Source organism: Dietzia cinnamea NBRC 102147 (genome assembly GCF_001571065.1).
Lineage (GTDB): Bacteria > Actinomycetota > Actinomycetes > Mycobacteriales > Mycobacteriaceae > Dietzia > Dietzia cinnamea.
In genome coordinates this window covers 1-13,322 of the sequence record NZ_BCSW01000005.1, presented here as the reverse complement: position 1 = coordinate 13,322, position 13,322 = coordinate 1, and the positions used below count along the sequence as shown (strand labels likewise).

General features: G+C 72.8%; 13 protein-coding genes. 2 read left to right on the top strand and 11 right to left on the bottom strand.

Features of this window, described 5'->3' with window-relative positions; genetic code table 11:
* Positions 1-77 precede the first annotated feature (77 nt).
* The 4 genes from egtB to fgd all read right to left on the bottom strand — a co-directional run bounded on the left by egtB (position 78) and on the right by fgd (position 3,819).
* Complete coding sequence (gene egtB, locus DCI01S_RS03210) at positions 78-1,448, bottom strand: ergothioneine biosynthesis protein EgtB (RefSeq protein WP_061227919.1); 1,371 nt, start codon at positions 1,446-1,448, stop codon at positions 78-80.
* 111 nt (positions 1,449-1,559) lie between these two features.
* Positions 1,560-2,168, bottom strand: a complete 609-nt coding sequence (locus DCI01S_RS03205; RefSeq protein WP_061227918.1) for a methylated-DNA--[protein]-cysteine S-methyltransferase — start codon at positions 2,166-2,168, stop codon at positions 1,560-1,562.
* On the bottom strand, positions 2,165-2,803 hold the full coding sequence (locus tag DCI01S_RS03200) for a suppressor of fused domain protein (RefSeq protein WP_061227917.1): 639 nt from the start codon (positions 2,801-2,803) through the stop codon (positions 2,165-2,167). Before DCI01S_RS03200 ends, DCI01S_RS03205 begins: the two co-directional genes overlap by 4 nt.
* Positions 2,800-3,819, bottom strand: coding sequence for a glucose-6-phosphate dehydrogenase (coenzyme-F420) (fgd, locus tag DCI01S_RS03195; RefSeq protein WP_061227916.1), 1,020 nt, complete (start codon positions 3,817-3,819; stop codon positions 2,800-2,802). Before fgd ends, DCI01S_RS03200 begins: the two co-directional genes overlap by 4 nt.
* Before the next feature lie 438 nt (positions 3,820-4,257).
* Here fgd and DCI01S_RS03190 point away from each other — a divergent pair, with 438 nt between their 5' ends.
* Entirely contained in the window at positions 4,258-4,887 is a 630-nt protein-coding gene (locus DCI01S_RS03190) for a hypothetical protein (RefSeq protein ID WP_061227915.1), read from the top strand.
* 45 nt (positions 4,888-4,932) lie between these two features.
* Here the strand turns inward: DCI01S_RS03190 and DCI01S_RS03185 are convergent, their stop codons facing one another.
* The 3 genes from DCI01S_RS03185 to DCI01S_RS03175 form a co-directional block, all read right to left on the bottom strand.
* Positions 4,933-6,081 carry a glycosyltransferase family protein gene (locus DCI01S_RS03185; RefSeq protein ID WP_244881633.1) on the bottom strand — a complete coding sequence of 383 codons (1,149 nt, stop codon included), beginning with the start codon at positions 6,079-6,081 and terminating at the stop codon, positions 4,933-4,935.
* A 17-nt stretch (positions 6,082-6,098) separates the two neighbouring features.
* Positions 6,099-7,307, bottom strand: coding sequence for an O-succinylhomoserine sulfhydrylase (locus DCI01S_RS03180; protein ID WP_061227913.1), 1,209 nt, complete (start codon positions 7,305-7,307; stop codon positions 6,099-6,101).
* Between the two features lie 129 nt (positions 7,308-7,436).
* Complete coding sequence (locus tag DCI01S_RS03175) at positions 7,437-7,853, bottom strand: rhodanese-like domain-containing protein (protein ID WP_061227912.1); 417 nt, start codon at positions 7,851-7,853, stop codon at positions 7,437-7,439.
* A 79-nt stretch (positions 7,854-7,932) separates the two neighbouring features.
* Here DCI01S_RS03175 and DCI01S_RS03170 point away from each other — a divergent pair, with 79 nt between their 5' ends.
* Positions 7,933-9,444 carry an FAD-dependent oxidoreductase gene (locus tag DCI01S_RS03170; RefSeq protein WP_061227911.1) on the top strand — a complete coding sequence of 504 codons (1,512 nt, stop codon included), beginning with the start codon at positions 7,933-7,935 and terminating at the stop codon, positions 9,442-9,444.
* Here the strand turns inward: DCI01S_RS03170 and DCI01S_RS03165 are convergent.
* The 4 genes from DCI01S_RS03165 to purT are packed head-to-tail and all read right to left on the bottom strand — an operon-like array spanning position 9,428 to position 13,308.
* The gene (locus tag DCI01S_RS03165) at positions 9,428-10,912 is read right to left on the bottom strand and encodes an alpha/beta hydrolase (RefSeq protein ID WP_061227910.1); all 1,485 of its coding nucleotides are present in this window, start codon (positions 10,910-10,912) and stop codon (positions 9,428-9,430) included. The two genes, DCI01S_RS03170 and DCI01S_RS03165, sit on opposite strands and share 17 nt — an antisense overlap.
* Complete coding sequence (locus DCI01S_RS03160) at positions 10,890-11,318, bottom strand: hypothetical protein (protein WP_156482536.1); 429 nt, start codon at positions 11,316-11,318, stop codon at positions 10,890-10,892. The genes DCI01S_RS03165 and DCI01S_RS03160 overlap by 23 nt, the downstream gene beginning before the upstream one ends.
* Before the next feature lie 50 nt (positions 11,319-11,368).
* Positions 11,369-12,016 (bottom strand): DUF1648 domain-containing protein, encoded by a 648-nt coding sequence (locus DCI01S_RS16665; protein WP_232303175.1) that lies wholly within the window; start codon positions 12,014-12,016, stop codon positions 11,369-11,371.
* A gap of 41 nt (positions 12,017-12,057) precedes the next feature.
* Positions 12,058-13,308 carry a formate-dependent phosphoribosylglycinamide formyltransferase gene (gene purT / locus DCI01S_RS03150; protein WP_061227907.1) on the bottom strand — a complete coding sequence of 417 codons (1,251 nt, stop codon included), beginning with the start codon at positions 13,306-13,308 and terminating at the stop codon, positions 12,058-12,060.
* Positions 13,309-13,322: the final 14 nt, after the last annotated feature.

Sequence of the window (13,322 nt, the reverse complement as noted above, 5' to 3'; positions counted from 1 at the left end):
GTCCCCACGCGCGGCGGCCTCGCCACCGGCGTCCCCACGCTCGGCGGCCACGTGTACGGAATCCCGGCGCGCGCCGGTCACCGCGCGAGCCTCAGGCCGGCGGCCGCCCACCGCGACGCGGCCGGGAAGAAGTTGCGGTACGTGTGCCGCGTGTGGCCGGCGGGCGTGAGGGCGCTGCCGCCGCGCAGGACGTGCTGGTCGGACATGAACTTGCCGTTGTACTCGCCGGCCGCGCCCTCCTCGGTGACGAAGCCGGGGTACGGCAGGTAAGCGCTCGAGGTCCACTCCCACACGCCGCCGATCGTGCGGTCGGCGACGGTCCGCGGGTGGCACCGGTCGGGGTCGAGTTCGTCGCGGATCTCCCAGCCGGTGGTGGCGACCTCCCACTCGAACTCGGTGGGCAGCCGCGCCCCGGCCCAGCGCGCGTAGGCGTCGGCCTCGTAGAAGGAGACGTGGATGACCGGTTCGGCGTCGACGACCGGGCGCCGCCCGCTGAGCGTGAAGGTGGTCCACTCGCCGTCGACGGCGCTGCCGGCGTCGGCGCGCGCATCGCCCGTGTTGTCCTCGCGCCGCCAGTACCCGGGCGCGTCCCAGCCCTCGGCCTGCACGGTCGCCCACCCGTCCGACAGCCACAACTCGGGACGTAAGTAACCGCCGTCGGCCATGAACCGCTTCCACTCGCCGACGGTGACCTGGCGAGTAGCGACCTCGCCGCCCGGGATCCACACGCGGTGGCGGGGCCGTTCGTTGTCGTAGGAGAACCCCGCGGGCGGTATGTGGGCGCCGGGAGTGTTGGCGCCGGGTGCGTTGGCGCCGGGTGCGTTGGCGCCGGGTGTATTGCCGCACGCGGGATCGGGCGCGCCGATCTGCGCGACCCCCTCGACGACGGCGAGCCATTCCGTCTCCCCCGGCGTCGCGGCGGCCGGGTCGGCGGGCCTGTCGACGTACACGGGATCGGTCGGGTTGTGGGAGAAGAGGTGCTTGATGTCCATGAGCAGCAGTTCCTGGTGCTGCTGCTCGTGATGACAGCCCAGCTCGAGCAGCTCGAGGCCGCGCTCGTCGATGTCGTCCGCCTCGAGGGCCGCGACCACGGCCTCGTCGACCCGCGCCCGGAAGTCGGAGATCTCGGCGACCGATGGCCGCGTGATGAGCCCGCGCTCGGGGCGCGGCTGCCGGGGCCCGACCGCCTCGTAATACGAGTTGAACAGGAAGCGGAACACCGGCTCCGGCGCCACGTACCCGGGCACCCGGCCCAGGACGAACTCCTCGAAGAACCACGTGGTGTGCGCGCGGTGCCACGCCGCGGGGCTGGCGGCGGTCATGGACTGGGGGATCTGATCCTCGGGACTGAGCCGGGACGCGAGCAGGTCCGTGAGCCCGCGCACCCGAAGAAATCTCTCGACGACGCTCCCCGTGCGAGGAGCGGTGCTGACGGAGCCGACTGTCATGGGATCCCCCGTGGTTCGTGGTCGACGGCAGGCGGTCTGGGACGGGGACCCGTCGGACCCCCGGCGTTTCCGCCACCCTAACCACGGCGTACGACACCGCCCACCGAATCGCTACACGAAAGAGATCGGGGCCTGTGGCCGACCGCGCGCGGCGGCGTCGTTGCGCCGCTCGTGCTCGAGCAGCCGCAGTCGGTACTCCGGGCAGTTGCCCATTCCGCCGTCGGCGCGGATCACGCGGTGGACGGGGATGACTAACGGCACCGGCACGATGCTGCACAGCCGGCCCACCCGCCGGGCATTGCGTGGCCGTCCGGCGTCCACGCTGATCTGCCCGTAAGTGGATGTCTCGCCGTACGGGATGCGCTGGATCTCGCGGTAGACCTCGCGCGAGAACTCGTCGTGGACGCCGGCGGCGGCCCAGTCGAGCGGGACGTCGAAGCCGCGTAGCTCGCCGGCCAGGTAGGCCATCACCTGACGCGCGAGTCGGTTCAGATGCCCACCAGCGCCGCCGGGCCCGCTGTCGGGGTCCTCGTCGTCGTCCCCTCCCCGTCCGTCACCGTGTTTCACGTCGAACCATGCGTCGACCGCGTGGAGTTCGCTCTCGTCGACCTGCTGCAGACGTGACACTCCCACGGCCGTGGCCTCGACGATCATGAGGCCGGCCGCGGTCTCGAGCAGCCGCGCGGCGACGCCGGGCGTCCGGGCCGCGCGCACGCTCACACCACGCTCGGACGGTCCGGGTTGGTGACGTCGGCGTCGGCGGTATCGAGCTTCTCGAACAGGGCGTCGGCACCGTCGCGACCGATCGCGGACATCTCCGCGGTGGTGATGGGCACGGCCTGCAGGCGCGTGAGCAGGGGGCCGGCGCCGTCGGGGCCGCCGGTCTCGTCGACGACCTGCAGTTCCGGCCACAGGAACGGCGGCGTGAGGACGAGGTGCTCGCAGCGACGCCCGGGATCGACCAGGCCGACCGCGTTGGGGATCACCGCGCCGGGCGCCACGTGGATCGAGCCGGTCGCCACTGCCAGCGCGCAGGCGTCCAGGACGTCGGCCATCGCGCGGTGCCCCGTGCGGCCGACCGTGACGAACTCACTGCGGATCTGACGCCCTTCGGGCGTGGTGACGTTGGTGGGCAGCTCCCGCGCGCCGATGGTGGCGTAGGTGGAGAAGCCGACGGCGGGGACGTTGTCGACGACGACGATGTCGCAGTGCCATTCGGTGGTCTTCCCCTCCTCGTCCGGCTCGGTCTCGTGCGGGTAGCGCAGGACGCGGACCTTGTCCTTGCCGCCGAGGATGCCCTCGAGGCCGGAGAGATCGGCCGTGTCCGGGCCGGGGAGGGTGTTCTCGTCGCTCATGCCAGTGCTCGCAGACGTGGTTCGAGGTCGGCCTCGAACAGGTCGAGGAAGCGCTTCTGGTCGTGACCGGGTGCGTGGAAGACCAGGTGGTTGAGGCCCGCGTCGACGTACTGCTTGACCTGCTCCACGGCGTCGTCCGGGTCCGAGGCGACGATCCAGCGCTTGGCGACCTGCTCGATCGGCAGCTCGTCGGCCAGGCGCTCCATCTCTCGCGGCGAGTCCACCGAGTGCTTCTGCTCCGGCGTCAGGCTCAGCGGCGCCCAGAAGCGGCAGTTCTCCAGGGCTTTCTCCGGGTCGGGGTCGTAGCTGATCTTGATCTCGATCATCCGGTCGATCGTCGAGGAGTCACGCTCGTTGATCCGCGCGCCCTCCTCGACCGCGGGCAGGAGCTTGTCCGTGTAGAGCTCCATACCCTTGCCGGAGGTGCAGATGAAGCCGTCGCCGACGCGACCGGCGTACTTGGCCACGACCGGGCCACCCGCGGCGATGTAGACCGGCACGCCGCCCTCGGGAACGTCATAGAGGAACGCGTCCTTGGTGGAGTAGAAGTCGCCGGAGAAGCTGGTGGTCTCACCCGTCCAGAGCTCACGCATGAGGCGGACGGACTCCCGCAGTCGCGCGAAGCGCTCCTTGAACTCCGGCCACTCGCCCCGGTGGCCCGTGGCGATCTCGTTGAGCGCCTCACCGGTGCCCACGCCGAGGAAGACGCGCCCCGGATAGAGGCACGCCATGGTGGCGAACGCCTGGGCCAGTACCGCGGGGTTGTAGCGGAACGTCGGGGTGAGCACGGAGGTGCCCAGCTGGATGGTGCTGGTTCGCTCCCCTACGGCCGTGAGCCAGGCCAGGGAGAACGGGGCGTGGCCGCCGTCGTGGCGCCAGGGCTGGAAGTGGTCGGAGACCGTGGCCGAGTCCATGCCCGCCTGCTCCGCCATCACCGCGAACTCCACGAGATCGCGCGGCCCGAATTGCTCGGCCGAGGCCTTGTATCCGAGCTTGAGGGAGGGGGTGTCGGGCATCGGCTTCTCCTACGTCTAGGCGTGTGGCCAGGTGTACGTCGACGTTGTTCACTGGGGCGTTCACAGCGGCGTTCGCGGTGGCGTTCGTTGCGGCGTTCGTTGCGGCGTTCGTTGCGGCGTTCGTTGCGGCGGCACTCCGTCGCGCGGGCCACTGCGCCGAGTATGCCAGTGGCCTGCGACACTCGTAGCGCCCTGTCCCCACCTCGACGCTCCGAGGTCGCCTCGGCGCGGAAGGTGCACGGGTAGCCGACGCGTCAGCGCCCCGGCCGCGACATGGCCGCCGGAACATCTGATGAGATCGGCCACACGCCGTAGGTAGCTGTAACGAACACGGCCGCGTCAGCAATATCCTTCATAAACCGGAAGTCACCGCGCATCGCGTGACCAGGGCCCCCTCCCCTGCACCGACCTCCGGGGGAGCGCAATATCGGAGGAGTCATGCGGATCAGGCACGCGGCCACCGCCCTGGTGGCCCTCGCTGCCTCCTCCGCCTGTGCCCTCGGCGCCACGATGATTCTCCAGGACCGCGAAGAGCAGGCCCGCGAGTCCGAGCTCCGCAGCTCCGCCTGGTCCGTGCAGGCGTCCACCGACTTCGGCACCACCTGGACCGCGCCCATCTCCTCCTACGGTGGCCACTTCCCCGTCCGCGTCGACACTGCCGGCCTGCGGGACCGCTCGGCCTACCAACCGCTCACCCTCCGCACGAGCGTCGACTCGCGCGACGACGCCCACGTGGCGATCGGGGAGGGCGTCCTCGTGGAGGGCGACCCGGCCGCCGCCGTCGACGTGCGGATCCGGGCGGTCGCCTCCCGCGGCGGGGCCTGCGCGGCGCCGGCCTTCCGCCTCGACTCGGACAACGTCCTCGCCGGGGACGGTGAGCAGCCGGTGCCCGTCGACGCCCCCACCTCCGACGTCCCGCTGATCCTGCCCGGCGCCACCCGCACCACACCCGGCGCGGCGGTGACCGTGTGCCTCGAACTGAGCATGGACGCCGACTCCCCGGCGCCGGACTCGGTCCTCACGCTGGCGTGGCCCGTCGACATCGCCCGCAGCGACGCCACCGCCTGAACCGACCGCCCGATCGCTCGTCAGTCGCTCCCCGCGGTCGCCTGCTCAGCCGCCGGCGGCCTCACGGTAGAGCCGCGCATGGGTGGCCACGACGGTCTCCGGATCGGCGCCCGCCACCCGCGGCGGCACGGCCCGCGGATCCTCCGACGCCGCGCGCACGGCCACCGCCACCGCGGAGGGATCACGCGGGTCGTACACCTCTCCCGAGTGTTCGCCCGGGTCGCACCGGTCGAACCACTGGTCGCGCAGGAACCCCACCGACGGGAACACCGGCGCGACCCCGAGGTCGCGGCACAGTTCCAGCCACGTCGAGTGGGTGGCGAACCGGTACGGCAGAACGCACACGTCGAGCGCGGCGAACTCCGGCAGTACGGGCCCCAGATCCAGCGACTCGTAACGCACCAACCGCACCGACTCCCAGCCGCCCTCGGCCGCTAGCTCCGCGACGAGGTGGTGCCCGCCGGCCTCGCGGTCCTCGCCGCACGCGTCGCGCCACGCCTGCGCCTCCACCACGATCCGCAGGTGGGCGCCGCGGCGGCCCTGTGCGACCGGCGCGAGCTGGTCCAACAGCTCGGGGCCCTCGATGTTCTCGCCCATCCGCTCGAGCAGGACCCCCACCACGAGCGGGTCGTCCGGCCCGCGCAGGTGCTTGCCCGCGCGCACGGCGGCGGAGATCTCGTCCTCGTCCAGCAGCCTCGGGTGCGGCACGACCACCGGTTCGACGCCCCACCGCACCCACAGTTCGTGCGCCGCCACCTCGGTCAGCGTGACCACGGCAGCGGCGGCCTCGACCAGTGTGCCGGTGTGATCCCGGTGCGGGAGTTCGTCCTCGTGGGACGGGTAGACGATGTCGTGGACGGTGAGCACCATCGGCACCCCGGCCCGCGCCAGGTGCTCCACCACCCCGTCCACGCTCTCGGGCTCGAGGTAGTCGTAACCGAAGTGCACGTGCGCCAGGTCGACAGTGCGCAGCGGGTCGCCGTCGCGATGAATCTCGCCCGAGGCCTCGTGGCCGGGATCGAACTCCGCGGGAGTCACCGCCTCGGGCGGGGTCTGCCCGTTCACCACCCCGGGCCGGACGGGCACCAGCTCTACGTGCTCAGCGCCATCCAGGCCGGTGATACGGCGAACCGCGGGATGGGCGGCCGGCAGCACCGCCACCCGGACCCGGGAATGTTCACCCCGATCAGACATACGATCAATCTAGACCGTCACCCCAGACCGCGACGCAGGTCCTCGATGAGGTCGCCCGCGTGTTCCAGCCCCACGGACAGGCGGACCACGTTGTCGCCGATGCCCACCGCGGCGCGGGCCTCGGGCTCCATGGACGCATGCGTCGTCGTCGCGGGATGGGTCACCAGCGTCTTGGCATCGCCGAGGTTGTTGGAGATGTCGATGACCTCGAGCGAGTTGAGCAGGGCGAAACACTCCTTCTTGCCGCGGCCGCCCTCGTCGTCGTCGTACTTCAACCCGAACGTCACCACCGACCCGCCGCCGGACATCTGCGCGCGCGCCAGCTCGTACTGGGGGTGTGACTCGAGCATCGGGTACGTCACCCAGTCAACCGCCCGGTGGGACTCGAGGAACCGCGCCACCTCCAGCGCGTTGGCACTCATCCGCTCGACGCGCAGGCTCATGGTCTCCAGGCCCTTGAGCAGGACCCACGCGTTGAACGCGCTCATGCCGAACCCGGCGTGGCGCATGAGGTTCTGCACCGGACCGGTGATGTACTCCTCGGTCCCCAGGACGGCGCCGCCGAGGACGCGGCCCTGGCCGTCGATGTGCTTGGTCGTGGAGTACACCACCACGTCCGCACCCAGCTCGAGCGGCTTCTGGTGCAGGACGGTGGCGAAGACGTTGTCCACCACGACCTGCGCGCCGGCCGCGTGGGCCAGGTCGCACACCGCGCGGACGTCGACCAGCTCCTGCATGGGGTTGGAGGGGGTCTCGAAGAAGACCGCGTCGGTGGGCTCGGACAGCGCCTCACGCCACTGGTCGAGGTCGGCGCCGTCGACGAACACCGTCTCCACGCCCCACCGCGGCAGGATCTCCGCGCAGATCACGTAGCAGGAGCCGAACAGCGCGCGGGAGGCCACGAGCCGGGATCCGTTGCCGCACAGCGCGGCCAGCGCCACGAACACCGCGGACATGCCGGAGCTGGTGGCGAAGCACGCCTCGGCGCCCTCGATCTGGCGCAGCCGCTCCTGGAACATCGCCACGGTGGGATTGCCGTAGCGGGAGTAGACGAAGCGCTGCTTCTCACCGTTGAACGACGCCTCGGCCGCCTCGGCGGAGGAGTACACGTAGCCGGAGTTGAGGAACATCGGCTCGGTGGTCTCCTCGAAGGCCGTGCGCATCTGGCCGGCGCGGACCCCCAGGGTGTCGGGGTGGAGACCGTCGGGGAGCTCGTTGTTCTTCATCCGCTGCTTTCTGTGTACTCGGGTGTGCGTGCGTGTGTGGGCGGTCCGTGTGTGGGCGGTGCGTGTGTGGGCGGTCCGTGTGTGGGCGGTCCGTGTGTGCGGACCGCCCGTGTGTCGGGGCGGGCCGTGTCAGGACTGGCGCCAGGCCAGGCCCGCGACCTTCCAGCCGTTGACCGTGCCGCGATGCCCCTCGGCGTCCGGGTCGCCCTCGAAGCCGCCGGCCACGTTGTAGGCGGCGCCGTATCCGACAGCGGTGGCGACCCGGGCCGCGGCCGCCGACCGGTGTCCGCTGCGGCAGAGGAACAGCACGGGCGCGTCGGGCTCGACGCCGGCCTCGCCCAGCTGTTCCACGAACCGGGCGTTGGGCTGGCCCGCCGAGGTCATCCACTCGATGCCCAGCGTGCGCTTGCCGAGCTCCGACAGATCGGCGCCGCCGACCCACTGCCATTCGGCGCTGGTGCGGACGTCCACCAGCACGGCGTCGGGATCGGAGGCGAGCAGTTCCCAGGCCTGGCGGGGCGGTAGGTCCCCGGCGTAGTCGCTCATGGGTGTCGATTATGCTCCCCCGACGCCCGATCGGCGGGGTCGAGGTACCCGGGTGGCCGTTCTGTGCGACGATCCGGATATGACGCCGCTCACAGATCACCCCTACCGTGTGGCCGTCGTCGGGTCCGGCCCGGCGGGCGTGTACGCGTGCGAGGCCCTGCTGGACTGGAGCGACTCGAGCGATCCGTCGGGGCGCGGGATCGTGGTGGACCTGCTCGACCGCCTGCCCGTGCCGTACGGGTTGCTGCGTCACGGCGTGGCCCCGGATCACCCCCGCATCAAGGGCATCGCGCGGACGCTCGAGGGGATCGCCGCGGATCCGCGCATCCGGTTCCTGGGCAACGTGGAGTTCGGCCGCGACCTGACGGTGGAGGACGTGCGGCGCTTCTACCACGCGGTCGTGTTCTCCACCGGCGCGCTGACCGACCGTCGGCTGGGCGTCCCGGGCGAGGACCTGGAGGGATCGTACGGGGCCGCCGAGTTCGTGACCTGGTATGACGGTCACCCCGATTCGCACCCGGAGTGGGCGCTCACCGCCGAACGGGCGGCCGTGGTCGGCGTGGGGAACGTGGCCCTGGACGTGGCGCGCATGTTGGTGCGAAGTCCGGAGCAGCTCGAGCCGACGGACATCCCCGCCCACGTGCGGGACGGCTTCGGCACCAATGTGACGCGCGTGGTGTCGGTGATCGGGCGCCGTGGCCCGGCGCACGCCAAGTTCACGCCCCTGGAGCTGCGAGAGATGGCCAAGGTGGAGGGAGTCACCGTGGTGGTGGATCCCGACGACCTGGAGTACGACGACGAGGCGCGCGCCCTCCGCGACGGCGATCGCCGGGTGGGGCAGGTGTGCGCGCAACTCGAGAAATGGGTCGGGGCGCAGCGTGAGGCCGGGCTCGAGACGGCGGATGAGGCCGAGACCGCCGCGCTCGCGGCCGGCGGGAAGGTGGTGCGGTTCCGCTTCCACCGGTCCCCCGTCGAGATCGTGGGCGACGACGGCCGGGTCTCGGGGCTGCGTCTGGAGATCACCGAACCCGATCCCGCGCCCGCCGGCGCCGGCGCCGGGACGTCCGGCGCGGCCGCGGCCACGGGGTCGGCCGTCGGCCGGGTGCGCGGCACGGGCCGCTTCGAGGATCTGCCGGTCGAGGCCGTGTACCGCGCGGTGGGGTACCGCTCCGCCGCCCTGGAGGGCGTGCCGTTCGACGACTCCCGGGCGACCATCCCCAATGACGGCGGCCGGGTGCTCGACGCGCCGGGCGGGGACCACCTGCCGGGGCTGTTCACGGCGGGGTGGGTCAAGCGCGGGCCCTCCGGTGTCATCGGCACCAACCGGTCGTGCGCGGTGGAGACGGTCGGTCATCTCACCACCGAGCTCGAGTCCGGCACGCTGCCCGAGCCCGCTGACCCCGATCCGTCCGCCGTCCGCGACCTGCTCGCCGACCGCGGCGTGGACATCGTCGACGGCGACGCCTGGCTCGCGATCGACGCCCACGAGCGTGAGCTCGGCGAGGCGGCCGGCCGCGAGCGCACCAAGTTGCCGGGCCGGGCGGAGATGCTCGACATCGCCCGCTCCTCGCGGGCTACTCGATCCCGCTGACGAGCCGGCCGATCTCCGTCAGCGACACCGTCCCCGGGTCGAGGTAGCGCGAGTGCGCGGTGCGCACCGATTCCGGTCCCGCGCCGGGCTCGGTGACGTCCACGGAGCGGCCGCCGAACTCGTCGGTCCCCGGCCGCTCGCCGAGCACGCCCGTGATCGACCACCACGGGACGGGATCCCAGCGTGAGGCCACGGCCACCACGTCGTCGTCGACCGCCGGGCGGCTGACGCCCGCCTCGTCCACCCACTGCCGGCCGAGCGACTCGACACCCGCGCCGGGGCTGCCGACGTGGATCATCAGGTCGGCAGCGAGCCCCTCGGGGTCCGCCGCGGCCGCGCCCAGGACCACCGAGCCGTAGCTGTAACCGATGGCCGCGTGCGGGGCGTCGTCGCCGTCCAGGCCCTCGACCGCGTCCAGCCCGGCCGCGTAGGTCCGGAGGTCGCCCGCGTGCGCCCACGCCGGGCCCGCGGAGGAGCCGGCGGAGACGATGCCGTCCGGCGCGTCGTAGCCCTGCCACGACACCGCCACGCACTCCCCGGCCGCGCCCTTCCCGTGCCCTGCGCCGGCCTCGCCGGCCGCCTCCGCCGCGTCCGCCGCCTCGCACACCGCGCCGGCGCGCTCGCCGGTGCGCCCGAGGTCGGCCAGCGAGGAACCGGTGCCGGGCACCAGCGTCACCACCCGCTCGGCGGAATCGGGGTCGGCGCCGGCGACCACCGCCCGGCCGTCGGGATGCAGGTCGAGGAGATGCCTCCGGGGGTCTTGCTCGAGGTACGCGGCCAACGCCTCCAGATCCCGCGCCGCCTCGTCGGACAGCCGCCCGCCTGCGCCGGACCCGGCCCCCGCCCCGGACCCGGTCGCGTCGAGCAGCCGCCGTAGCCGCGTCCGGTTGATGGCGTCGCGCGTCGCCGACGACAGCCCGGCCACCGAGCCGAGCTCGGGGTGGTCGCGCGCCAGCCGGGCGCGGTCGGCGGGCCCGAGCGAGTGCCACAGCCGGGCGACCTCGCGGGGGTCGTCGTCGGTCGAGCCCGACAGGTCCAGGCACGGCCTCGTCGCGGGGTCGACCCGGCCGGCGAGCCCGTCCGCCGCCTCCCGCAGCCTCATGGCGAGGACGCGGTCGGCGTCCTGCACCGCGACCGCGTCCCCGGTTCCGGGCTCGGCCGCCTCTGCGGCGGCCCACCCGGTCACCGCGCGGGCGAGCCGACTCCCCTCGACCCTGAGCACATCGGCCACGAAGAGGCAGTTCCCGGAGAGCATCAGCGCCTCGACGGCGGCATCGGCGGCCTCGCCGCGGGCCCGTTCCCCCGCCCGGCCCGACCACTCCCCGTCTGTCGCGCGCCCTCCGAGCCTGCGGGCGACCGAGTCCAGGTCCTCGGCGGAATCCGCGATCCGTCGGCCCACCTCCGCCGCCCGCGCGGCCGCCAGGTCGATCGCCGCGACCAGTCCGTCAGCCCCCTGCGCCGGCGACACGACCGGCCACCTCCTCGTCGGCCGCCGTCAGCAGGCCCGCCGCCCGCGCCATCCCGTCCGCCGACCGCTCCGTCTCCTCCGCGAGGTCGCGGGACCGGCGGGCGAGCAGCGCCGCACACTCGGCGAGCGCGCCGCCGCTGAGTAGTCCGACGCCACCCGCCTGTGCTGCGGACGCCACCGCGGACGCCTCCTCGAGCGCCGCGCTCAGCGACACCGCTCCCTCTGCCAACTCCCGCCCGGCCTCGCGGACTCGCGTGGCCTCCGCCGTCACCGCCACCTGATCGAACGCCAGCACGGCCGTCCCCAGCGGCCCCTGCGCCGCCGCGGCCGTCGTGCCCGCCACCACCGCCGCGGCCGCCGCATCCCCCACGGCCACCGCGCCTGTTCCCCCGTCCTGCCCTGCCATCGACCCCGCTCCCCTCCGGCCCGGCACTCCGCGCCGCTCGTCAGGTCACGCTAGGGGTCGGCACCGACACGAAGCCCTCGCCGCCAGGTGCCTGTGGACGGGGTCGACGACCATCCACAGGGGGCGTCACTCACTCGAGATCGGGCTGCGCGGCGTACCGGCCGCCGATGAACATCCGGGCCATCACCGCCCCGATCGCCACGAGGAAGACCACCAGCGCGACCGGGAGGATCCATGTCGGCATCGCGTCGCCCCCCCGACCTTGCGGCGAGCACGATGCCCACCTGCCCGGCCACCAGCAGGAGCAGCGTGACCGTCGTAATCAGCCACAGGTCCTCGCGCATCAACCGCTCGAACCGCCGCAGCCTCGGACCGGTGGCCGTCCACCACTCCTTGTTGGGCGCGTTGATCTGGCCCGGGGCCCACAACGCCAGCCGGGACAGCAGCGGCATCGGCAGCACCACGAGCAGCGGGATCAGCGCGGAGAACGCGAGCGCCCCGGTCCGACTGGACCAGCCGTCGGCCCGCCCGTCGGCGCCGAAGTGCGTCGGCACCCGCTCGGGCAGGACGGCCACCTGCCAGGCCAGCACTCCCAGCCACAGCAGGACCACACCCCCGGCCAGCACGAGAATCCACGGAGCCGTCGGCTCGGGCGGCAGATCGCGTGCGTCGTCGGCGGCGGACCTCGTCGTCGTCATCGAGCGGAGCCTTCCCACCTACTCGCGGTGACCGACGGCACCTACCTCACCACCGTCACGCGCGACGCGGCCTCGCGCGCCCGCTGGCGGGCGCCGTCCACGTCCTCCGCGGTCGCCACCGCCACACCCATCCGGCGGAACTCACTGGCCGACGGCTTGCCGAACAACCGCACGTCGACCTCCGGCACGGCCAGCGCCCGCGCCACGCCCTCGAAACCGACCGCGTCCACACGGCCCTCGCCGATCCCCGGGCCGCCGTAGATGACCGCCGACGCGCCCGGGCTGGCCATCGTCGTGACCACCGGCAGGCCGAGCACGGCGCGCGCGTGCATCTCGAACTCGCTGAGGACCTGACTGCGCAGCGTCACCAGGCCGGTGTCATGGGGGCGGGGGCTGACCTCGGAGAAGTAGACGTCGACGCCGTTGACGAACAACTCCACGCCGAACACCCCGACGCCGCCGAGCGCGCCGGTGATCCGCGCGGCCACCGAACGTGCGGAATCGTACGCGTCCTGGGTCATGGCCTGCGGCTGCCACGACTCCACGTAGTCGCCGCGCTCCTGGCGGTGGCCGATCGGCTCGCAGAAGTCGGTGCGGATCCGGCCCGTCTCCGGGTCCACACTGCGGACGGTGAGCAGGGTGATCTCGTACTCGAAGTCCACGAACGACTCCACGATCACGCGCGCCCCCGCGACGCGGGCACCCGACTGCGCGTACTGCCACGCACCCTCGATGTCCTCGGGACCGTGCAGGGTGGACTGGCCTTTACCCGACGACGACATGGTGGGCTTGACCAGGCACGGGAACCCGATGGCCTCGCACGCGTCCTGAAGCTCTTCGAGGGAGGAGGCGAACGCGTAGCGGCTCGTGGGCAGGCCCAGCTCCTCGGCCGCGAGGCGGCGGATGCCCTCCCGGTCCATGGTCAGCCGCACCGCGCGCGCGGTGGGCACGACCCGGGCCAGCCCGTCCTGCTCGATCTGCGCGAGCGCGGCGGTGGCGATGGCCTCGATCTCCGGCAGAATCACCTCGGGCCGCTCGAGTTCCACGACACGGCGCACCTCGTCGGCGTCGGTCATGTCGATGGTGTGGGCCCGGTGAGCGACCTGATGGGCGGGTGCGCCGTCGTAGCGGTCGACCGCGACGACCTCCACACCCAGCCGCTGCAGCGCGATCGTCACCTCCTTGCCCAACTCCCCCGAGCCGAGCAGCATCACGCGGGTCGCGGTCGGCGTGCCCGGCGTGCCGAAGCGGTCCACGGCGGGCGGGGCGAGGGGATCGTGAGCGGCGGTCATGGCACACAGGCTAG